At 71.3% G+C, this 20,999-nt stretch carries 20 protein-coding genes; 16 read left to right on the plus strand and 4 right to left on the minus strand.

Annotated elements, in window-relative coordinates; translation table 11 throughout:
- Positions 1-720 carry a VC0807 family protein gene (locus ACMATS_RS30895; RefSeq protein WP_414169742.1) on the minus strand — a complete coding sequence of 240 codons (720 nt, stop codon included), beginning with the start codon at positions 718-720 and terminating at the stop codon, positions 1-3.
- Between the two features lie 159 nt (positions 721-879).
- On the opposite strand from ACMATS_RS30895, the gene ACMATS_RS30900 reads away from it, so the two are divergent.
- The 12 genes from ACMATS_RS30900 (at position 880) to ACMATS_RS30955 (ending at position 13,415) form a co-directional block, all read left to right on the plus strand.
- On the plus strand, positions 880-1,422 hold the full coding sequence (locus ACMATS_RS30900; protein ID WP_390779047.1) for a hypothetical protein: 543 nt from the start codon (positions 880-882) through the stop codon (positions 1,420-1,422).
- Positions 1,423-1,506: 84 nt separating this feature from the next.
- Positions 1,507-2,418, plus strand: a complete 912-nt coding sequence (gene pdxS, locus ACMATS_RS30905; protein WP_390779267.1) for a pyridoxal 5'-phosphate synthase lyase subunit PdxS — start codon at positions 1,507-1,509, stop codon at positions 2,416-2,418.
- 89 nt (positions 2,419-2,507) lie between these two features.
- Positions 2,508-3,098 carry a pyridoxal 5'-phosphate synthase glutaminase subunit PdxT gene (pdxT, locus tag ACMATS_RS30910; protein WP_390779048.1) on the plus strand — a complete coding sequence of 197 codons (591 nt, stop codon included), beginning with the start codon at positions 2,508-2,510 and terminating at the stop codon, positions 3,096-3,098.
- A 63-nt stretch (positions 3,099-3,161) separates the two neighbouring features.
- A complete protein-coding gene (locus ACMATS_RS30915; protein WP_336414347.1) occupies positions 3,162-3,914 on the plus strand; it encodes a YebC/PmpR family DNA-binding transcriptional regulator in 753 nt (250 codons plus the stop codon).
- Positions 3,915-4,036: 122 nt separating this feature from the next.
- Entirely contained in the window at positions 4,037-4,585 is a 549-nt protein-coding gene (ruvC, locus tag ACMATS_RS30920) for a crossover junction endodeoxyribonuclease RuvC (RefSeq protein ID WP_390779049.1), read from the plus strand.
- A complete protein-coding gene (gene ruvA, locus ACMATS_RS30925) occupies positions 4,582-5,208 on the plus strand; it encodes a Holliday junction branch migration protein RuvA (protein WP_390779050.1) in 627 nt (208 codons plus the stop codon). Before ruvC ends, ruvA begins: the two co-directional genes overlap by 4 nt.
- 137 nt (positions 5,209-5,345) lie before the next feature.
- Positions 5,346-6,437 carry a Holliday junction branch migration DNA helicase RuvB gene (ruvB, locus tag ACMATS_RS30930; protein WP_414169743.1) on the plus strand — a complete coding sequence of 364 codons (1,092 nt, stop codon included), beginning with the start codon at positions 5,346-5,348 and terminating at the stop codon, positions 6,435-6,437.
- A 166-nt stretch (positions 6,438-6,603) separates the two neighbouring features.
- A complete protein-coding gene (gene yajC, locus ACMATS_RS30935) occupies positions 6,604-7,119 on the plus strand; it encodes a preprotein translocase subunit YajC (RefSeq protein WP_390779052.1) in 516 nt (171 codons plus the stop codon).
- A 151-nt stretch (positions 7,120-7,270) separates the two neighbouring features.
- Positions 7,271-9,037: a protein translocase subunit SecD gene (secD, locus tag ACMATS_RS30940; RefSeq protein ID WP_390779053.1), complete on the plus strand. Its 1,767-nt coding sequence runs from the start codon at positions 7,271-7,273 to the stop codon at positions 9,035-9,037.
- A 1-nt stretch (position 9,038) separates the two neighbouring features.
- Positions 9,039-10,172, plus strand: a complete 1,134-nt coding sequence (secF, locus tag ACMATS_RS30945; RefSeq protein ID WP_390779054.1) for a protein translocase subunit SecF — start codon at positions 9,039-9,041, stop codon at positions 10,170-10,172.
- A complete protein-coding gene (locus ACMATS_RS30950; protein WP_390779055.1) occupies positions 10,169-10,735 on the plus strand; it encodes an adenine phosphoribosyltransferase in 567 nt (188 codons plus the stop codon). The genes secF and ACMATS_RS30950 overlap by 4 nt, the downstream gene beginning before the upstream one ends.
- A gap of 166 nt (positions 10,736-10,901) precedes the next feature.
- On the plus strand, positions 10,902-13,415 hold the full coding sequence (locus ACMATS_RS30955) for a RelA/SpoT family protein (protein ID WP_390779056.1): 2,514 nt from the start codon (positions 10,902-10,904) through the stop codon (positions 13,413-13,415).
- A 60-nt stretch (positions 13,416-13,475) separates the two neighbouring features.
- Here ACMATS_RS30955 and ACMATS_RS30960 read toward each other — a convergent pair whose 3' ends face one another.
- Both ACMATS_RS30960 and ACMATS_RS30965 read right to left on the minus strand, forming a co-directional pair.
- The gene (locus ACMATS_RS30960) at positions 13,476-14,705 is read right to left on the minus strand and encodes a DUF349 domain-containing protein (protein WP_414169744.1); all 1,230 of its coding nucleotides are present in this window, start codon (positions 14,703-14,705) and stop codon (positions 13,476-13,478) included.
- Between the two features lie 211 nt (positions 14,706-14,916).
- Positions 14,917-15,741, minus strand: coding sequence for a peptidylprolyl isomerase (locus ACMATS_RS30965; RefSeq protein WP_390779058.1), 825 nt, complete (start codon positions 15,739-15,741; stop codon positions 14,917-14,919).
- A gap of 203 nt (positions 15,742-15,944) precedes the next feature.
- Here ACMATS_RS30965 and ACMATS_RS30970 point away from each other — a divergent pair, with 203 nt between their 5' ends.
- The 4 genes from ACMATS_RS30970 (at position 15,945) to ACMATS_RS30985 (ending at position 20,097) form a co-directional block, all read left to right on the plus strand.
- Positions 15,945-16,655 carry an MBL fold metallo-hydrolase gene (locus ACMATS_RS30970; protein ID WP_390779059.1) on the plus strand — a complete coding sequence of 237 codons (711 nt, stop codon included), beginning with the start codon at positions 15,945-15,947 and terminating at the stop codon, positions 16,653-16,655.
- An 11-nt stretch (positions 16,656-16,666) separates the two neighbouring features.
- Entirely contained in the window at positions 16,667-17,929 is a 1,263-nt protein-coding gene (gene hisS / locus ACMATS_RS30975; RefSeq protein WP_414169745.1) for a histidine--tRNA ligase, read from the plus strand.
- A 58-nt stretch (positions 17,930-17,987) separates the two neighbouring features.
- Positions 17,988-18,650 carry a vitamin K epoxide reductase family protein gene (locus tag ACMATS_RS30980; protein WP_390779061.1) on the plus strand — a complete coding sequence of 221 codons (663 nt, stop codon included), beginning with the start codon at positions 17,988-17,990 and terminating at the stop codon, positions 18,648-18,650.
- An 88-nt stretch (positions 18,651-18,738) separates the two neighbouring features.
- Complete coding sequence (locus ACMATS_RS30985; RefSeq protein WP_414169746.1) at positions 18,739-20,097, plus strand: replication-associated recombination protein A; 1,359 nt, start codon at positions 18,739-18,741, stop codon at positions 20,095-20,097.
- Positions 20,098-20,119: 22 nt separating this feature from the next.
- Here the strand turns inward: ACMATS_RS30985 and ACMATS_RS30990 are convergent, their stop codons facing one another.
- Positions 20,120-20,836 (minus strand): DUF2470 domain-containing protein, encoded by a 717-nt coding sequence (locus ACMATS_RS30990; protein ID WP_414169747.1) that lies wholly within the window; start codon positions 20,834-20,836, stop codon positions 20,120-20,122.
- Positions 20,837-20,999: the final 163 nt, after the last annotated feature.

Genomic DNA, 20,999 nt, shown 5'->3' on the forward strand with positions numbered 1-20,999 from the left:
TTACGGCCGTTCTGCGGGTGCAGGCCGTCCGTGGCTGGTTGCGCCCGCGCGGCGGAGCCGCATGTGTGGCTGCCCCGCGCCCCTTTCGGGGCGCGCCCCGAACAGGGGTATGCCGTGCCGGGCGCGGAAGCTGCGGCTGCGGTGGATGCTGATCACTGCCGACAGGCCGATCAGGCCGAGCGATGCGATGCGGCCCACCAGCGGCACCACGTCCACCGGCAGTACCAGTGCGTTCACCGTGCTGAGCGCCGCGTCCAGCAGCTCCATGCCGCCCCACAGCGCCGTCAACCCCCTCAGCGCGCCGCGGAATTCGGCCGATTCCCGCCATGCGCGCTCCGCGACCGCGGCGGCCTCCGGCCCGCGCAGCCGGGCCCCGAACTGGAAGGCGAAGGGGCGTGCCATGGTCAGCGTGCTCAGGATCCACAGGCCCAGGGCGGCGGGCAGCGCCGCGTCCTTCAGCAGCAGGACCCGCGGGCTCCCGCTGATCACCGATGTGCCGGCGGAGACCAGCAGCAGGACCAGGACGAACATGTCGAAGGGGTCGACCCGGCGTCGTATCACCGCCTCGCCGAGTGCGTGGAGCGCCGGCGGGGCGCTGCTGAGCAGGAGCGCCTGCCACTGCACCATGCCCGCGCCGCGCAGTACGTAGAACAGCACGAGGGGCAGGGCGACGTTGACCGCGAGGGCGGTGAACAGCGTGTGCCTGGAACGGGATTGCATGGGGATTCCTCCGTCTGCATCGACATCTCGACGGTAGGAACCGGCCGGGTGGAGACGGATCGGAGCGGGGGTGGGTCCTCGGCCCGGGCGGCTCCACCCTGTCCTCTCCACCCTCGGGTGGAGAGGGCCCCGCCGGGCGGGCCGGTACTGTGACCCGGCGTGACCACATTGATCTGGATCGCGGCCGCGCTCGTCCTGGTCGGCGTCTACCTGAGCTGGACCGCCGGGCGCCTGGACCGGCTGCACAGCCGTATCGACGCGGCCCGCGCGGCCCTGGACGCCCAGTTGCTGCGGCGTGCCTCGGTCGCCCAGGAGCTCGGCACCGCAGGGGTGCTCGATCCCGCCGCCTCGATCCTCCTCTACCAGGCCGCGCACGCCGCCCGGCAGGCCGAGGAGGAACAGCGCGAGGTCGCCGAGAGCGAGCTGAGCCAGGCGCTGCGTGCGGTCTTCACGGAGGGGCCGCAGGTGGAGGCCGTGCGCGAGGCCCCCGGCGGGGAGGAGTCGCTGGAGGAGCTGGCGCAGGCGGTTCGCAGGGTGCCGATGGCCCGCCGGTTCCACAACGACGCGGTGCGGGCCGCGCGGGCCGTGCGCCGGCACCGGGTGGTGCGCTGGTTCCGTCTCGCGGGCCACGCGCCCTTCCCCCTGGCCTTCGAGATGGACGACGAGCCGCCCGTGGCACTGGCGGACCGGACAGGCCACTGACCTCGGATTGGCCCTTTTTCGGCTTCCGGGCACTGGGTTGGATGAACCTGCCAGCATCACCGGCCCTTGATTTAGTGAGGTCACATCGTGTCCACCGCCAGCACCCCGCAGACTCCCGAGACCGGCACGGCGCGCGTCAAGCGCGGCATGGCCGAGCAGCTCAAGGGCGGCGTGATCATGGACGTCGTCACGCCGGAGCAGGCCAAGATCGCGGAGGACGCCGGCGCCGTCGCGGTCATGGCCCTGGAGCGGGTGCCCGCCGACATCCGCAAGGACGGCGGCGTGGCCCGGATGTCCGACCCGGACATGATCGAGGGCATCATCGGCGCCGTCTCCATCCCGGTCATGGCCAAGTCCCGCATCGGCCACTTCGTCGAGGCCCAGGTGCTGCAGTCCCTCGGCGTCGACTACATCGACGAGTCCGAGGTCCTCACCCCCGCCGACGAGGTCAACCACAGCGACAAGTGGTCCTTCACCACCCCGTTCGTCTGCGGTGCCACCAACCTGGGCGAGGCGCTGCGCCGCATCGCCGAGGGCGCGGCCATGATCCGCTCCAAGGGCGAGGCCGGCACCGGCAACGTCGTCGAGGCCGTCCGTCACCTGCGCCAGATCAAGGGCGACATCTCCCGCCTGCGCGGCCTGGACAACCACGAGCTGTACGCCGCGGCCAAGGAGCTGCGCGCCCCGTACGAGCTGGTCAAGGAGGTCGCCGAGCTGGGCAAGCTGCCCGTCGTGCTGTTCTCCGCGGGTGGCGTGGCCACCCCCGCCGACGCCGCGCTGATGCGCCAGCTCGGCGCCGAGGGCGTCTTCGTCGGCTCCGGCATCTTCAAGTCCGGCGACCCGGCCAAGCGCGCCGCCGCCATCGTGAAGGCCACCACCTTCTACGACGACCCCAAGATCATCGCGGACGCCTCCCGCAACCTGGGCGAGGCCATGGTCGGCATCAACTGCGACACCCTCCCCGAGACCGAGCGGTACGCCAACCGCGGCTGGTGACACGGCCGTTCCCGGTGGGCGGTGCGCAGGGGTTCCTGCGGCCGCCCGCCGGCACGTGCACCGGAAGCAGAGCGAAGAGGGAGTATCCCGTGTCCACCCCCACCATCGGCGTTCTCGCCCTCCAGGGCGACGTCCGCGAGCACCTGGTCGCCCTCGCGGCGGCGGACGCCGTGGCCCGCCCGGTCCGCCGTCCCGAGGAACTGGCCGAGGTCGACGGCCTGGTCATCCCCGGCGGCGAGTCCACCACCATGTCCAAGCTCGCGGTCGTCTTCGGCATGCTGGAGCCGCTGCGCGAGCGCGTCCGCTCCGGAATGCCCGTCTACGGCACCTGCGCCGGCATGATCATGCTGGCCGACAAGCTGCTGGACGGCCGCGACGACCAGGAGACCCTGGGCGGCATCGACATGATCGTCCGCCGCAACGCCTTCGGCCGGCAGAACGAGTCCTTCGAGGCGGCCGTCGACGTCCGCGGCATAGCGGGCGGCCCCGTCGAGGGCGTCTTCATCCGGGCCCCGTGGGTCGAGTCCACCGGAGCCGACGTCGAGGTGCTCGCCTCCCACGACGGTCACACCGTCGCCGTCCGGCAGGGCAACGTCCTGGCCACGTCCTTCCATCCGGAGCTCACCGGCGACCACCGCGTGCACGGGCTCTTCGTGGAGATGGTGCGCGCAGCGCAGTGACGGGATCCCGGTAGGATCTCTGTCGTTCGTTTCTGATTTGGTTACGCGAAGGAGACAGGCGAGATGTCCGGCCACTCTAAATGGGCTACGACGAAGCACAAGAAGGCCGTGATCGACGCCAAGCGCGGCAAGCTCTTCGCGAAGCTGATCAAGAACATCGAGGTCGCGGCCCGCATGGGCGGTGTCGACATCGAGGGCAACCCGACGCTCTACGACGCCATCCAGAAGGCGAAGAAGCAGTCGGTTCCGAACAAGAACATCGACTCCGCGGTCAAGCGTGGCGGCGGTCTCGAGGCCGGCGGCGCCGACTACGAGACGATCATGTACGAGGGCTACGGCCCGAACGGTGTCGCCGTGCTCATCGAGTGCCTCACCGACAACCGCAACCGCGCCGCCGGTGACGTCCGCGTCGCCATGACCCGCAACGGCGGCTCGATGGCCGACCCGGGCTCGGTGTCCTACCTGTTCAACCGCAAGGGCGTCGTAATCGTCCCCAAGGGCGAGCTCACCGAGGACGACGTGCTGGGCGCGGTCCTGGACGCCGGTGCCGAGGAGGTCAACGACCTCGGCGAGAGCTTCGAGGTCCTCAGCGAGGCCACCGACCTGGTCGCGGTGCGCACCGCGCTCCAGGAGGCCGGCATCGACTACGACTCGGCCGAGGCCAACTTCGTGCCCACCATGCAGGTCGAGCTCGACGAGGAGGGCGCGCGCAAGATCTTCCGGCTGATCGACGCCCTCGAGGACAGCGACGACGTCCAGAACGTCTTCGCCAACTTCGACGTCTCCGACGAGGTCATGGCCAAGGTCGACGCGTAAGACGTGCGATGTGCTCGGCCGACGGGCCGGCGGGGTGGTTTCCCCGCCGGCCCGTCGGCGTGACCGGGCGTTGTCAGAGGCAGCCGATAGCCTGCGCGCAGGTGATCGAAGGGAGGGGCGCCATGCGGGTGCTGGGCGTGGACCCGGGGCTGACCCGGTGCGGCGTGGGGGTCGTCGAGGGGGCGGCCGGCCGCCGGCTGACCATGGTCGGCGTCGGTGTCGTCAGGACCCCGGCCGAGATCGACACCGCCGAGCGTCTGGTCCTCATCGAGCGCGGCATAGAGCAGTGGCTCGACGAGCACCGGCCCGAATACGTCGCCGTGGAGCGGGTGTTCAGCCAGCACAACGTCCGCACGGTCATGGGTACCGCCCAGGCCAGTGCCGTGGCGATGCTCTGTGCGGCCCGCCGCGGACTGCCCGTTGCGCTGCACACCCCCAGCGAGGTCAAGGCCGCCGTCACCGGCTCCGGCCGGGCCGACAAGGCCCAGGTCGGCTCCATGGTGACGCGCCTGCTGCGGCTCGACGCCCCGCCGAAGCCGGCCGACGCCGCGGATGCGCTCGCGCTGGCCATCTGCCACATCTGGCGCGCGCCCGCGGCCAATCGCCTGCAGGAGATCGCCGCCGCCCACCGCAGCACCGTTCCCGCACGACTCCCGAAGGGCACCCGATGATCGCCTTCGTCTCCGGGCCGGTCGCGGCCCTCGCCCCCGACACCGCCGTGGTCGAGGTCGGTGGCATCGGCATGGCCGTCCAGTGCACGCCCGCCACCCTGGCCACGCTCCGGATCGGACAGCCCGCCCGCCTCGCCACCTCCCTCGTCGTCCGCGAGGACTCCCTGACGCTCTACGGCTTCGCCGACGACGACGAGCGGCAGACCTTCGAACTGCTCCAGACCGCAAGCGGCGTGGGCCCCCGCCTTGCCCAGGCCATGCTCGCCGTGCACAGCCCGGACGCACTGCGCCGCGCCTTCGCCTCCAGTGACGAGAAGGCCCTCACGGCCGTGCCCGGCATCGGCAAGAAGGGTGCCCAGAAGCTGCTGCTGGAGCTGAAGGACAGGCTCGGCGAGCCGGTCGCCTCCGGCGGCTCGCAGGCGGGCATCGGCACCCCGGTCAGCGCCGGCTGGCGCGACCAGCTGCACGCCGCGCTCGTGGGCCTGGGCTATGCCACCCGCGAGGCGGACGAGGCGGTCGCCGCCGTGACCCCGCAGGCGGAGGCCGCCCTCGCCGAGGGTGCGCAGCCCCAGGTCGGCCAGCTGTTGCGGGCCGCCCTGCAGACGCTCAACCGGGCGCGCTGACCGATGGCGCCGCCCACCGGCCGCACCGCGCCGCCCGCCCGGGCGCCCCGCCGCGCCGTCGGTGCCGTGCGGCATGATCGCGTGCACCGGGCGGCCCGCCCGTACCCCGACCCGCCACGAACCATGAGGTCCCACCCGTGAACCCGTACGACGATTCCGCACCCGCGAGCACGACCGGCCTGCCCGCCGCGGGCGGCCGGATCGTCGGCGGCGTCGCCGACGGGGAGGACCAGGCCGTCGAAGCCGCCCTGCGGCCCAAGGACCTGGGCGAGTTCATCGGCCAGGAGCGCGTCCGCGAGCAGCTGGACCTCGTCCTGCGGGCGGCCCGCGCCCGCGGCGCCACCGCCGATCACGTCCTGCTCTCCGGTGCGCCCGGCCTCGGCAAGACCACCCTGTCGATGATCATCGCCGCGGAGATGGGTGCCCCCATCCGCATCACCTCCGGCCCCGCCATCCAACACGCCGGGGACCTGGCCGCGATCCTCTCCTCCCTCACCGAGGGCGAGGTCCTCTTCCTCGACGAGATCCACCGCATGTCCCGGCCCGCCGAGGAGATGCTCTACATGGCCATGGAGGACTTCCGCGTCGACGTCGTCGTCGGCAAGGGCCCCGGAGCCACGGCCATTCCGCTGGAGCTGCCGCCCTTCACCCTCGTCGGCGCCACCACCCGCGCCGGACTGCTGCCGCCCCCGCTGCGCGACCGCTTCGGCTTCACCGGGCACATGGAGTTCTACGCCCCCGCCGAGCTGGAGCGCGTCGTGCACCGCTCGGCCCGGCTGCTCGACGTGGAGATCGCGGCGGACGGCGCGGCCGAGATCGCCGGGCGCTCGCGCGGCACCCCGCGCATCGCCAACCGCCTGCTGCGCCGCGTCCGCGACTACGCCCAGGTCAAGGCGGACGGCATCGTCACCCGGGAGATCGCCGCCCAGGCCCTGGAGGTCTACGAGGTCGACGCCCGCGGCCTGGACCGGCTGGACCGCGCCGTGCTGGGCGCCCTGCTCAAGCTCTTCGGCGGCGGTCCCGTCGGGTTGTCCACCCTCGCGGTGGCGGTGGGGGAGGAGCGCGAGACGGTCGAGGAGGTCGCCGAGCCCTTCCTGGTGCGGGAGGGGCTGCTGGCCCGCACGCCCAGGGGCCGGGTGGCCACTCCGGCGGCCTGGGCGCACCTGGGCCTGGTGCCTCCGCAGCAGGGTTCGGGGGGCCCCGGGCAGTCCGCGCTCTTCGGCGGGTGACGGCGCGGGGACTGGTCCCGTCAGGAACCCCGGTGCCATGCTGAGCGTTGTTCCATAGGCGCGGGCTCGCTTAGACTCCGCCGATGCCGTCCTTATCGGTGCGGCATACCACCCCCGTAGACCAGGCCGTGTCCCCATCGCGGTCGTGTGAAGGAAACCCCGTCCCGTGAATATCGTGAGTCTCCTGCCGTTCATCGTGCTCATCGGGGCCATGTTCCTGATGACCCGGTCGGCCAAGAACAAGCAGCGCCAGGCGGCGCAGATGCGCGACCACATGCAGCCGGGCACCGGCGTGCGGACGATCGGCGGCATGTACGCGACCGTCAAGGAGGTCAGCGACGACACGGTCCTCCTGGAGGTCGCCCCGGGCGTTCACGCGATCTACGCGAAGAACTCCATCGGCGCCGTCCTGGAGGACGCCGAGTACAACCGCATCGTCCACGGCATCGAGCCCGACGAGACGGTCGTCCCGGACGACGTCTCCTCGCTGACCGGGACCGAGGCCGAGGCCGGGGCCGCCGAGGGTGAGCAGAAGACGGATCTGAGCAAGAAGACCGACCTGGGCAAGGAGGCCGCCGCCGAGGCCGGCTCCGAGAACCCGGCCGACAAGGCCGACCAGCCCGGCGAGTCCGCCGAGGGGACGAAGGACGCCAAGCGCGACGGCGACGCCGACGCGAAGTAACCGTGTCACGGAACCGCGGAGCACCCAGGGAGCGGTGCACCGCGGTTCCGTTGCGGTCGTCTAGGCTCCGGCGGGGGCACGTCCCCACAAGACTTCGTGGCCGCCCGGCGCACACCCGACGCCCGGCGGTTGGACAGGGAGAAACGACAAGGTGGCAGCACCGAAGAAGGGCCGCAGGTCCCCGGGCGGCCAGGGCAGGCCGGGCAGAGTCCTGGCCTTCATCCTGATCGCCATGGTGGCGCTGACCGGGGGGATGTTCGCCTCCGGGCACACCACGCCGCGGCTGGGCATCGACCTCGCGGGCGGCACCAGCTTCACGCTGGAGGCCAAGAACCAGCCCGGCAGGCCCAACGCGATCAACCAGACCAACATGAACACCGCCGTCGGCATCATCGAGCGGCGTGTCAACGGTCTGGGTGTCTCGGAGGCCGAGGTCCAGACCCAGGGCGGCCGGCACATCATCGTGAACATCCCGCGCGGGACGAACGCGAAGCAGGCCCGCGAGCAGGTGGGCACCACCGCCCAGCTCGGTTTCCGGCCCGTGCTGGTGTCGACCTCCGGCGCCAAGGCCCCCGAGCCCACGCCCAGCGCCTCGGGCGGTGCCAAGGACAAGGGTGACAAGAGCAAGCCCTCCGGCTCGCCCTCGCCGTCCGCGAGCGCCAGCACCCAGGGCCGTGCCGTCACCGACGCCCTGAAGGCCTCCGGCCCCTCGGCGACGCCGTCCGCCTCCGCCTCGCAGGACGGCAAGAGCGACGGCAAGAAGAACGACCAGAAGTCGCCCACGCCCAGCCCGTCCGCGACGGACATGGCCTCCCTGCAGAAGAAGCTCGAAGCGGTCGACTGCTCCACCAAGGAGGGCCGCTCCGACGCGGCCAAGGCGGCGGCCAACGCCCTGCCCACCGACACCATCGTCGCGTGCCGCAAGGACGGCGGGGTCAAGGAGATCCTCGGCCCGGTGTCCGTCGAGGGCACCGGCGTCAGCAGCGCCAACGCCGCCTTCGACAGCCAGACCGGCAAGGGCTGGCTCGTCCAGCTGAAGTTCACCTCGAACGGCTCCAAGAAGTTCGCCGAGGTCACCGGCCAGCTCGCCAGCAAGGCGCCGCCGCAGAACCAGTTCGCGATCGTCCTCGACGGCGAGGTCGTCTCCGACCCGTCGGTCAGCACCTCGATCGCGGGCGGCCAGGCGGAGATCTCCGGCAACTTCACCCAGCAGAGCGCCCAGGACCTGGCCAACGTGCTGTCCTACGGTGCCCTGCCGCTGTCCTTCGACGTGGTCAACGAGACCTCCGTGACCGCCGCGCTCGGCGGTGAGCAGCTGAACGCCGGTCTGATCGCCGGTGCCATCGGTCTCGGCCTGGTGATCATCTACCTGGTGGCGTACTACCGCGGTCTCGCGCTCGTCGCCCTCGCCAGCCTCCTGTGCTCGGCGGTGCTCACCTACACGATCATGGTTCTGCTGGGCCCGGCCATCGGCTTCGCGCTGAACCTGCCGGCCGTGTGCGGTGCCATCGTGGCGATCGGCATCACCGCCGACTCGTTCATCGTCTACTTCGAACGGATCCGTGACGAGATCCGCGAGGGCCGCACCCTGCGTCCGGCCGTGGAGCGCGGCTGGCCGCGCGCCCGCCGCACCATCCTCGTCTCGGACTTCGTCTCCTTCCTGGCCGCCGCGGTGCTGTTCATCGTCACCGTCGGCAAGGTGCAGGGCTTCGCGTTCACCCTCGGCCTGACCACGCTGCTCGACGTCGTCGTGGTCTTCCTCTTCACCAAGCCGCTGATGACGATCCTCGCCCGCCGCAAGTTCTTCGCCAGCGGCCACCCGTGGTCCGGGCTCGACCCCCAGCGACTCGGCGTCAGGCCGCCGCTGCGGTCCTCCCGCCGCCGTCCCTCCGCCACCGTCGACCCGAAGGAGGCGTGAGATGTCGCGACTCGGCACTCTCGGCGCCCGGCTCTACCGCGGCGAGGTCGGCTACGACTTCGTCGGCAAGCGGAAGATCTGGTACGGCATCTCGATCCTCATCACCATCACGGCCATCGTCGGCCTGTCGGTGCGCGGCCTGAACATGGGCATCGAGTTCAAGGGCGGCGCGGTCTTCACCACGCCCAAGACCTCCGTCTCGGCGGAACAGGCCCGGCTGACGGCCCAGAACGCCTCCGGGCACACGGCCACCGTCCAGAAGCTCGGTGACAGCACCCTGCGCGTCCAGGTCAGCGAGCTGAGCACGGACCAGTCGCGCAAGACCCAGGACGCGCTGGCCAAGAAGCTGGACGTCTCGACGAACAAGATCAACACGGACATCGTCGGCCCCAGCTGGGGCGACCAGATCGCCAACAAGGCCTGGACGGGCCTGGGCGTCTTCATGGTCCTCGTGGTGATCTACCTGGCGATCGCCTTCGAGTGGCGCATGGCGCTCGCCGCCCTGATCGCCCTGATCCACGACCTCACCATCACCGTCGGCATCTACGCCCTGGTCGGCTTCGAGGTCACCCCGGGCACCGTGATCGGTCTGCTGACCATCCTCGGTTACTCGCTCTACGACACCGTCGTCGTCTTCGACGGTCTCAAGGAGAGCGCGAAGGGCATCACCAAGCAGACCCGCTTCACCTACAGCGAGCTCGCCAACCGCAGCCTCAACGGCACCCTGGTGCGTTCGATCAACACCACGGTGGTCGCCCTGCTGCCGGTCGCCGGACTGCTGTTCATCGGCGGCGGCGTGCTGGGCGCGGGCATGCTCAACGACATCTCCCTCGCCCTGTTCGTCGGCCTCGCGGCCGGCGCCTACTCGTCGATCTTCATCGCCACCCCGCTGGTCGCCGACCTCAAGGAGCGCGACCCGCAGATGCGGGCCCTGTCCAAGCGGGTGCTCGCCCGCCGGGCCGCCGCGGCCGCCAAGGCCGACTCCGGCGAGGGCGCCGACCTGCAGGACACCGATGACGACGACGGCGAGGAGCCGGAGGACGCGTCCCCGGCCGGTGTCGTCGGACAGCGCCGCCAGGCCGGCGGCCGCAGCCGCGGCAATCGCGGCGGCCGTCCCTCGGGGAGGCGCCAGTGAGCACCGTCCGCCCCGAGGGCACCGGCCAGGAGCTGCGTGACCTGCTGCTCAGCCGCATCATCGACGTCCCCGACTACCCGAAGCCGGGCGTGATGTTCAAGGACATCACCCCCCTGCTCGCCGACGCCACCGCGTTCGGCGCGCTGACCGAGGCCTTCGCCGAGCTGTGCGAGCGCTTCCAGGCGGACAAGGTCGTCGGCCTGGAGGCCCGCGGCTTCATCCTGGCGGCCCCCGTGGCCGTCCGGGCCGGCCGCGGCTTCGTCCCCGTCCGCAAGGCGGGCAAGCTGCCGGGCGCGACCCTGGCCCAGGCGTACGAGCTGGAGTACGGCACGGCCGAGATAGAGATACACGCGGACGCGCTGCAGCCCGGCGACCGGGTGCTCGTCATCGACGACGTCCTGGCCACCGGCGGCACGGCCGAGGCCTCGCTGAAGCTGATCCGCCGGGCGGGCGCCCAGGTCGCGGGCGTCGCCATGCTGATGGAGCTCGGCTTCCTGCCGGGCCGGGAGCGTCTGGAGGCCGTCCTGGAGGGCGCGCCGCTGGAGGTCCTGATCACGGTCTGACCGGCCGGTACGGAGGTGGAGGCGGGCACCGGGGAGCACCCCGGCGCCCGCCTTCGTCGTCCCCCCCGGTCGCCGGGCGAGCGGCGTACCCCCGGCCGGGATCGATACCATGGCAGTCCGGACGTCCGGACCTGATCGGGGGGCCGGACACCCCTGAGGAGTGCTCTTGCCAGACGAGGCCCAGCCGCTCACCGCCGCCCAGCAGGACAAAACGGCTCGCGAGGCCGCGGCGGCCGCGGGCACGCCCACGGGCCGCCCGCAGGGCGCGGACGGGTCCGCGCCGACTCCCGCCCCGGACGGGCGCAGCGAGAAGACCGCTGCCGGCGAGGCCCGCCCGGCCCCCGCCCCGGTCCGGTCCGCCCCCGTGCAGGGCCCCGCGCCCCGCCCCGGCTCCTCCAGCCGGGTCCGCGCCCGCCTCGCCCGCCTCGGCGTCCAGCGCCAGAGCCCGTACAACCCCGTGCTCGAACCGCTGCTGCGCATCGTCCGCAGCAACGACCCGAAGGCCGACGTCGCCACCCTGCGCCAGATCGAGCGCGCCTACCAGGTCGCCGAGCGCTGGCACCGCGGCCAGAAGCGCAAGAGCGGCGACCCGTACATCACCCACCCACTGGCCGTCACCACGATCCTCGCCGAACTGGGCATGGATCCGGCCACGTTGATGGCGGGCCTGCTGCACGACACCGTCGAGGACACGGAGTACGGCCTCGACACCCTGCGCCGCGACTTCGGTGACCAGGTCGCCCTGCTCGTCGACGGCGTCACCAAGCTCGACAAGGTCAAGTTCGGCGAGGCCGCCCAGGCCGAGACCGTGCGCAAGATGGTCGTCGCCATGGCCAAGGACCCGCGCGTCCTGGTCATCAAGCTCGCCGACCGGCTGCACAACATGCGCACCATGCGCTACCTCAAGCGGGAGAAGCAGGAGAAGAAGGCCCGCGAGACGCTGGAGATCTACGCCCCGCTGGCGCACCGGCTGGGCATGAACACCATCAAGTGGGAGCTGGAGGACCTCGCCTTCGCGATCCTCTACCCCAAGATGTACGACGAGATCGTGCGGCTGGTGGCCGAGCGGGCCCCCAAGCGGGACGAGTACCTGGCGACCGTCATCGACGAGGTGCAGTCCGACCTGCGCGCCGCCCGCATCAAGGCCACCGTCACCGGGCGCCCGAAGCACTACTACAGCGTCTACCAGAAGATGATCGTGCGCGGCCGCGACTTCGCCGAGATCTACGACCTGGTGGGCATCCGCGTCCTCGTCGACACCGTCCGCGACTGCTACGCGGCGCTGGGCACCGTCCACGCCCGCTGGAATCCGGTGCCGGGGCGGTTCAAGGACTACATCGCGATGCCCAAGTTCAACATGTACCAGTCGCTGCACACGACGGTCATAGGGCCCAGCGGCAAGCCCGTCGAGCTGCAGATCCGCACCTTCGACATGCACCGCCGCGCCGAGTACGGCATCGCCGCGCACTGGAAGTACAAGCAGGAGGCCGTCGCCGGAGCCTCCAAGATCCGTACCGATGTGCCCAAGCACGCCGGCAAGAACCAGGACACCGTCAACGACATGGCCTGGCTGCGGCAGTTGCTCGACTGGCAGAAGGAGACGGAGGACCCGGGCGAGTTCCTGGAGTCCCTGCGCTTCGACCTCTCCCGCAACGAGGTCTTCGTCTTCACGCCCAAGGGCGACGTCATAGCGCTGCCCGCGGGGGCCACCCCGGTCGACTTCGCCTACGCCGTGCACACCGAGGTCGGCCACCGCACCATAGGCGCGCGGGTCAACGGGCGCCTGGTGCCGCTCGAATCGACCCTGGACAACGGGGACCTGGTGGAGGTCTTCACCTCCAAGGCCCCCGGCGCCGCCCCCTCGCGCGACTGGCTGGGCTTCGTCAAGTCCCCGCGCGCCCGCAACAAGATCCGCGCCTGGTTCTCCAAGGAGCGCCGCGACGAGGCCATCGAGCAGGGCAAGGACGCCATCGCGCGGGCCATGCGCAAGCAGAACCTGCCGATCCAGCGGATCCTGACGGGCGACTCGCTCGTCACCCTCGCGCACGAGATGCGCTACCCCGACATCTCCTCCCTCTACGCCGCCATCGGCGAGGGCCATGTCGCCGCCCAGGGCGTGGTGCAGAAGCTCGTCCAGGCGCTCGGCGGCGAGGACGCGGCGACCGAGGACATCGAGGAGACCGCCCCGATCCGCACCCGCTCCAAGCGCCGCTCCACCGCGGACCCGGGCGTGGTCGTCAAGGGCGTCGACGACGTGTGGGTCAAGCTGGCCCGCTGCTGCACCCCCGTCCCGGGCGACCCCATCATCGGCTTCGTCACCCGCGGCAACGGCATCTCCGTGCACCGCGCCGACTGCGTCAACGTCGACTCGCTCTCCCAGCAGCCCGAGCGGATCATCGACGTCGAGTGGGCGCCCACCCAGTCGTCGGTCTTCCTGGTCGCCATCCAGGTGGAGGCCCTGGACCGGTCGCGGCTGCTGTCGGACGTCACGCGCGTCCTGTCGGACCAGCACGTCAACATCCTCTCCGCGGCCGTGCAGACGTCCCGCGACCGGGTGGCCACCTCGCGCTTCACCTTCGAGATGGGCGACCCCAAGCACCTCGGGCACGTCCTCAAGGCCGTGCGCGGTGTAGAGGGCGTCTACGACGTCTACCGCGTGACCTCGGCCCGCAGACCGTAGGCGGACGTGAGTAAGGGGCGCCGGCCCATGGCCGGCGCCCCTTACTCATGTGCTGACGGCTCAGCCGCCGAACTCCTCAAGACCCTTCAGGGCCTGGTCCAGCAGCGCCTTGCGGCCCTCCAGCTCCTTGGTGAGCTTGTCCGCCTTGGCGGTGTTGCCCGCGGCACGCGCCTTGTCGGCCTGCTCCTGGAGCTTGTCGACGGCGGCCTGGAGCTGCCCGGTCAGACCGGCCGCACGGGCCCGCGCCTCCGGGTTCGTGCGCCGCCACTCCGCCTCCTCGGCGTCCTGGATGGCGCGCTCGACCGCATGCATCCGGCTCTCGATCTTCGGCCGGGCGTCCCGCGGCACGTGGCCGATGGCCTCCCAGCGCTCGTTGATCGAACGGAAGGCGGCCCGCGCCCCCTTCAGATCCGTGACGGGGAGCAGCTTCTCGGCCTCGGCGGCCAGCTCCTCCTTGAGCGTGAGGTTGCCGGCCTGCTCGGCGTCGCGCTCGGCGAAGACCCCGCTGCGGGCCTGGAAGAAGACGTCTTGGGCGCCGCGGAAGCGGGCCCACAGCTCGTCCTCGGCCTCGCGCTGGGCGCGGCCCGCGGCCTTCCAGTCCTGCATCAGCTCGCGGTAACGGGCGGCCGTGGGGCCCCAGTCCGTGGACCCCGAGAGCGCCTCGGCCTCGGCGACCAGCTTCTCCTTGGCCTTGCGGGCGTCCTCGCGCTGCGCGTCCAGCGAGGCGAAGTGCGCCTTGCGCCGCTTGGAGAACGCCGAGCGGGCGTGCGAGAAGCGGTGCCACAGCTCGTCGTCCGTCTTGCGGTCCAGCCGCGGCAGGCCCTTCCAGGTGTCGACCAGAGCGCGCAGCCGCTCGCCGGCCGACCGCCACTGCTCGCTGGCCGCCAGCTCCTCGGCCTCGGCGACCAGCGCCTCCTTGGCCGTACGGGCCTCCTCGGACTGCTTCGCCTTCGCCGCCTTGCGCTCCTCGCGGCGCGAGTCGACGACCGCGACGAGGGCGTCCAGCCGCTCGCGCAGCGCGGCCAGATCACCGACGGCGTGGTGCTCGTCGACCTGGGTGCGCAGGTGCTCGACGGCGGTCATCGCGTCCTTGGCCGACAGGTCGGTGGTCCTCACCCGTCGCTCGAGGAGGCCGATCTCGACGACCAGGCCGTCGTACTTGCGCTCGAAGTAAGCGAGAGCCTCCTCCGGGGAACCCGCCTGCCACGAGCCGACGACCTTCTCGCCGTCGGCGGTACGCACGTACACGGTCCCCGTCTCATCGACGCGGCCCCATGGGTCGCTGCTCACAGCGCCTCCTCCACATGATGCCGGGGCCGGCGTGCGGCCCTCGCGCATCGTCCACAGTTGTTCCGGGCGGGGCCGCGCCCCGACCGGTCCGACGGCTTGATCATCTGGGTGCGGGCAGCCGTCGGAGCAGGCACCCTACACAACGCCAACATAGGCGAACGGCGGCCCGGCTGTCCGTATCCCGCGCGACCGAAATTTCGCCTTCCGCGCATCAGGACTTGGTCACGGACGCCTTGTCGATCACCACGGTCGCGTTCGGCGCGCCGTCGCCCGCGCCCGACTGCTCACCGGCGCCGGCGATCTTCTTGAGGGTCTTCATGCCCTCCTCGCCGATCGTGCCGAAGGGCGTGTAGTCGGGAGGCAGCGGACTGTCCTGGTAGACGAGGAAGAACTGGCTGCCGCCCGTGTTGCGGCCCTGTCCGGTCTGCGCGTTGTACTGGTTCGCCATCGCGACCGTGCCCGCCGGGTAGACCTTGCCCTTGAGCTTCGCGTCCTTGAGGTTCTCGTCGGGCAGCGTGTAGCCCGGGCCGCCCTGGCCGGTGCCCTTGGGGTCGCCGCACTGCAGGACGTAGATCCCGCCGGTGGTCAGGCGGTGGCACTTGGAGTGGTCGAAGAAGCCCTCGCCGGCGAGGAAGTTGAACGAGTTGACCGTGTGCGGGGCGTTCTCGGCGTCGAGCTTGACGTCGATGGCGCCGCAGGTCGTGTTCAGCTTCATCGCGTACGACGCCGACTTGTCGATGCTCATCTCCGGCTCGGACTTCCACGTCTTCGTGGAGGGCGAGCCAGACGCCGGCTTGGCGCACGGGTCCGGCTTCGCGGAGGGCGAGGACTCGGCGGCGTCGACCCTGTCCTTCTTGTTGCCCTCGAAGGCACCCGCGGCGTACGCGCCGCCACCCGCGGCCAGGATCGCGGCGAGGCCCGCGGCGATCACCGCGTTGCGGCGGCGGGCCTTGCGCCGGTTCTCCTCGCGGCGCTGCTGCTGCCGCTCGAACTTCTCACGGGCGAGCTGCCGTCGCCGCTGCTCGTTACTGACCACCGGGTCGTCTCCTCGTACCGTCTCGTCCGTGACTGTCGGTGTCGCTGTCCGTCTGTCGTGCCACTGAGCCGCGAATCGCAGGTGTGTCCGTACCGTATACGGGTTCGCGGCTGCGGGAGTGGCGCCGGTAGGCTCTGAGAGGGCCGGACCCCTTCGCCGGGGCTCCCGCCGGATCTCTGCTGGCCGACTTTTTAAGGACGAACGTGCTGATTGCCGGGTTCCCCGCCGGGGCCTGGGGGACCAACTGTTACCTGGTCGCCCCGGCCGCAGGCGAGGAGTGCGTGATCATCGACCCGGGCCACCAGGCGGCCCAGGGAGTCGAGGAGACGCTGAAGAAGCATCGGCTCAAGCCCGTCGCCGTCGTCCTCACCCACGGCCATCTCGACCACGTCGCCTCGGTCGTCCCGGTGTGCGGCGCCCATGACGTCCCGGCCTGGATCCACCCCGCCGACCGCTACATGATGAGCGACCCGGAGAAGGCGCTCGGCCGCTCCATCGGGGCGCACCTCATGGGCGAGCTGACGGTGGGGGAGCCGGACGACCTCAAGGAGCTGTCCGATGGCGCCCGTCTCGACCTTGCGGGCCTGGAGTTCACCGTCGCGCACGCACCGGGCCATACCAAGGGGTCGGTGACCTTCCGGCTCCCCGAGACCGCCGAGATCCCCTCGGTGTTCTTCTCGGGCGACCTGTTGTTCGCCGGCTCCATCGGACGCACCGACCTGCCCGGCGGTGACCACGCCGAGATCCTCCAGTCGCTGGCCCGTGTGTGCCTGCCGCTCGATGACTCGACCGTGGTGCTGTCCGGCCACGGCCCCCAGACGACCATCGGCCAGGAGCGCGCCACCAACCCCTTCCTGCGGGAAGTGGCCGCCGGCCCTGGAGCCGTTTCCCCGGCTCCGCGACGAGGAATGTGACGAAAGTTTCCGTGAGCACCTTCAAGGCCCCCAAGGGCACCTACGACCTGACCCCGCCCGACTCCGCGGTCTACCTGGCCGTGCGCGAGGCCATCGCCGCGCCGGTCCGGCGCGCCGGCTACGGCTACATCGAGACGCCCGGCTTCGAGCAGGTCGAGCTGTTCTCCCGCGGCGTCGGCGAGTCCACCGACATCGTGACCAAGGAGATGTACACCCTCACCACGCGCGGCGGCGACCAGCTCGCCCTGCGTCCCGAGGGCACCGCCTCCGTGCTGCGCGCCGCGCTGGAGGCCAACCTGCACAAGGGCGGCAACCTGCCCGTCAAGCTCTGGTACTCCGGCTCGTACTACCGCTACGAGCGCCCGCAGGCCGGCCGCTACCGCCACTTCTCGCAGGTCGGCGCCGAGGCCATCGGCGCCGAGGACCCGGCACTGGACGCCGAGCTGATCATCCTGGCCGTCGACGCCTACAAGTCGCTGGGCCTGAAGAACTTCCGCCTGCTGCTGAACTCGCTCGGCGACAAGGAGTGCCGCCCCGCCTACCGCGCCGCGCTGCAGGACTTCCTGCGCGGGCTCGACCTGGACGAGGACACCCGCCGCCGCATCGACATCAACCCGCTGCGGGTGCTGGACGACAAGCGCGAGGCCGTGCAGAAGCAGCTCGTGGGCGCACCCATGCTCCGCGACCACCTGTGCGAGGCCTGCAAGGCCTACCACGAGCAGGTGCGCGAGCTGCTGACCGCGGCGGGCGTCGCCTTCGAGGACGACCCGAAGCTGGTCCGCGGCCTGGACTACTACACCCGGACCACCTTCGAGTTCGTCCACGACGGCCTCGGCTCGCAGTCCGCCGTCGGCGGCGGCGGGCGTTACGACGGCCTGTCCGAGATGATCGGCGGCCCCGCGCTGCCGTCCGTCGGCTGGGCGCTGGGCGTGGACCGTACGGTCCTGGCGCTCAAGGCCGAGGGCATCGAGCTCGAACTGCCCGCCGCCACCCAGGTCTTCGCGGTGCCGCTCGGCGAGGAGGCCCGCACGAAGCTCTTCGGCCTCGTGACGGAGCTGCGTCGCGCGGGCGTCGCCACCGACTTCGCCTTCGGCGGCAAGGGCCTGAAGAACGCCATGAAGTCGGCCAACCGCTCGGGCGCGCGCTTCGCGCTCGTCGCGGGCGAGCGTGACCTGGCGGAAGGTGTGGTGCAGCTCAAGGATCTGGAAAGCGGCGAGCAGCGGCCCGTCGCCTTCGACACCGTCGTGAGTGAACTCCTGGCTGCACAGGGCTGATTGTCAGGCCCCTGAGGCACAATGGGTGCAACGACCGACTGATGGGACCCACGGCACTATGACCACTTCGGCACTGGATCGTTCCGACACCGACGGCGTGGAGCGGGACGGACCCGCCTCGGGTGCCGTGGGCGGCAGCCGGGCCTTCGCCCTGATGCTGGTGATCACCGGTGCCATGGGCCTGCTGGCGTCCTGGGTCATCACGCTCGACAAGTTCAAGATCCTTGAGGCCAAGGTCGACGGCAGGACGTTCACCCCCGGCTGCAGCCTCAACCCCATCGTCTCCTGCGGCAACATCATGGAGAGCGCGCAGGCCAAGGCCTTCGGGTTCCCCAACCCGATGCTGGGGCTCGTCTGCTACGGCGCGATCATCGCGATCGGGCTGGGGCTGCTGTCCGGCGCCCGCTACCGCCGCTGGTACTGGCTGGGGATGGAGGCCGGCTGTCTCTTCGGCGTGGGCTTCGTCTCGTGGCTGCAGTACGAGTCGCTGTACGTCATCGGGTCGCTGTGCCTGTGGTGCTGCCTGGCCTGGGTCGCCACGATCGTGATGTTCTGGTACGTCACCGTGCAGAACGTCCGGCACGGCTTCATCCCGGCTCCGGCCGGGCTCAAGCGGATGCTGCTGGAGTTCCACTGGGTGCTCCCGGTGCTGCACGTCGGCATCATCGGGATGCTGATCCTCACCAAGTGGTGGTGGTTCTGGACGGGCGGCACGGCCTGACCGCCCGCCTCCCGCAGATGTCTTGATCAACGCCGTCGGACCTCCTGGCCCGGCGGCGTTGTCAGTACCGTGGCTTAGGGTTTCCGGAGTGGAGCCCGACCTGTTCACCGCAGCTGCAGAGGACCGCCAGGAGAAGGACCCGGCCGGCAGTCCCCTGGCCGTCCGTATGCGTCCCCGCTCGCTCGACGAGGTCGTCGGGCAGGGCCATCTCCTCAAGCCCGGCTCGCCCCTGCGGCGGCTGGTGGGGGAGGGCAGCGGCGGCCCCGCCGGGCCGTCCTCGGTGATCCTCTGGGGTCCGCCCGGGATCGGCAAGACCACTCTCGCCTACGTGGTCAGCCAGGCCACCAACAAGCGCTTCGTGGAGCTCTCCGCGATCACCGCCGGCGTCAAGGAGGTCCGGGCCGTCATCGACGGCGCCCGCCGCGCCTCCGGCGGGTACGGCAAGGAGACGGTCCTCTTCCTGGACGAGATCCACCGCTTCAGCAAGGCCCAGCAGGACTCCCTGCTGCCGGCCGTCGAGAACCGCTGGGTCACCCTCATCGCGGCGACCACGGAGAATCCGTACTTCTCGGTCATCTCCCCGCTGCTGTCCCGCTCCCTGCTGCTGACGCTCCAGGCCCTCACGGACGACGACCTGCGCGGCCTCGTCCACCGCGCGCTCGCCGACGAGCGGGGGCTCGGCGGCGCGGTGACCCTCGGCGCGGACGCGGAGGCGCACCTGCTGCGCATCGCGGGCGGCGACGCCCGGCGCGCCCTCACCGCCCTGGAGGCGGGCGCGGGCTCGGCCATCGCCAAGGGCGAGTCCGAGATCACGCTGGAGACCCTGGAGGACTCCGTCGACCGCGCGGCGGTGAAGTACGACCGCGCCGGCGATCAGCACTACGACGTCGCCAGCGCGCTCATCAAGTCCATCCGGGGCTCGGACGTCGACGCCACGCTGCACTATCTGGCCCGGATGATCGAGGCGGGGGAGGACCCCCGGTTCATCGCCCGGCGGCTGATGATCTCGGCGAGCGAGGATGTCGGCCTGGCCGACCCCACGGCCCTGCAGACGGCCGTGGCCGGCGCCCAGGCCGTGGCGCTCATCGGCTTCCCGGAGGCCCGCATCATCCTGAGCCAGGTCGCCGTGGCGCTGGCCCTCGCGCCGAAGTCGAATGCCGCGTACCTGGCGATCGACGCCGCCCTCGCCGACGTCCGGGCGGGCCTCGCCGGGCCCGTGCCGCCGCACCTGCGCGACGGGCACTACAAGGGCGCGGAGAAGCTGGGGCACGCGCAGGGGTACGTGTATCCGCACGACGTGCCGGGGGGTATCGCCGCGCAGCAGTACGCGCCGGACGCGATCCACGGCAAGCGGTACTACGAGCCGACGCGGTACGGGGCCGAGGCGAGGTATGCCGATGTCGTCGAGCGGGTGCGGGGCCGCTTGCGCGGCGGGGCGGAGGGCTGAGGAAGGGGCACGGCCCCCGTTCCTATTCCAGCGCCGCCTCGAACAGCGTGTGCATCGCCCTGCGCAGCCCCGCGATGTCGCGGACCGGCCGCGGGAATTCGAAGCGGGCGTCGAAGGAGCGCTCCGCCGCCGTACCGCCGCCCCGGGCCCGGGTGAAGCGCACGCGGAGGCCGAAGCGGTCCAGGGCCAGCGGCACGGCGCGGTCGCCCGCCGTGCGGGCCCCCTCGGCCCGCTCGCCCAGCAGGGAGTACAGGCCGAGCACCTGCTCGCCGTGGGCCGCGTGCAGGTGCTGCAGCAGCTCCGTCTCGTACTCCGCCAGCGGATCGGCGTCGGCCCGGGCGAATTCCTCCGGCTCGGTCTGCTCCACGCCCCACAGGTCGTCCACGCAGAGGTCGCCGAGTTCCAGCCGCAGCATCGTCCGGCCCGGCTCGGCGACCCCCGGCAGGCAGGTGAGCCAGCCGGAGAGCCAGGCGCGGCCGCGGATCCGGTTGGGCACCGAGACGGGGGCCACGTCGGTCAGCTCCAGCACGGCCGTCAGCTCGTCGTCCACCGCGTGGGTGGCGGCCCGTACGACGGGGGAGTCGGCGGGGAACACCAGCAGGACCTCGCCGTCGGGGCCCACCGTGCGGGCCTCGGGGACGAGCAGGTCGGGGCGCATGGCGTCGAGGCCGGGGATCAGCAGTGCTCCGGAGCATGTACTCTGTACGAGAGTTCGTGTGCGTTCGGCTGCTGACGGCATCCGCGCGATTTCAAGTCCGCTGGGACGCGGCTGACCACGATCTGATCGGACCTCCGTCATGTCGACGCCATCGAGCGCGTCGGCCTCTTTCGTGCTGTCCGTGATGTCGCTGGTGTTCCCCGGGCGAGACATGCGATCTCCTTGAGTAAGGTGAGCCTAACCT

It is taken from the genome of Streptoverticillium reticulum, assembly GCF_047456005.1.
GTDB lineage: Bacteria > Actinomycetota > Actinomycetes > Streptomycetales > Streptomycetaceae > Streptomyces > Streptomyces reticulum.

What these genes read in the sequence shown, in the direction of transcription:
- ACMATS_RS30895 (WP_414169742.1), bottom strand. Translation starts at nt 720, where the DNA reads ATGCAATCCCGTTCCAGGCACACGCTGTTCACCGCCCTCGCGGTCAAC.
- ACMATS_RS30915 (WP_336414347.1), top strand. Translation starts at nt 3,162, where the DNA reads ATGTCCGGCCACTCTAAATGGGCTACGACGAAGCACAAGAAGGCCGTG.
- ruvC (WP_390779049.1), top strand. Translation starts at nt 4,037, where the DNA reads ATGCGGGTGCTGGGCGTGGACCCGGGGCTGACCCGGTGCGGCGTGGGG.
- ruvA (WP_390779050.1), top strand. Translation starts at nt 4,582, where the DNA reads ATGATCGCCTTCGTCTCCGGGCCGGTCGCGGCCCTCGCCCCCGACACC.
- secF (WP_390779054.1), top strand. Translation starts at nt 9,039, where the DNA reads ATGTCGCGACTCGGCACTCTCGGCGCCCGGCTCTACCGCGGCGAGGTC.
- ACMATS_RS30980 (WP_390779061.1), top strand. Translation starts at nt 17,988, where the DNA reads ATGACCACTTCGGCACTGGATCGTTCCGACACCGACGGCGTGGAGCGG.
- ACMATS_RS30990 (WP_414169747.1), bottom strand. Translation starts at nt 20,836, where the DNA reads ATGCCGTCAGCAGCCGAACGCACACGAACTCTCGTACAGAGTACATGC.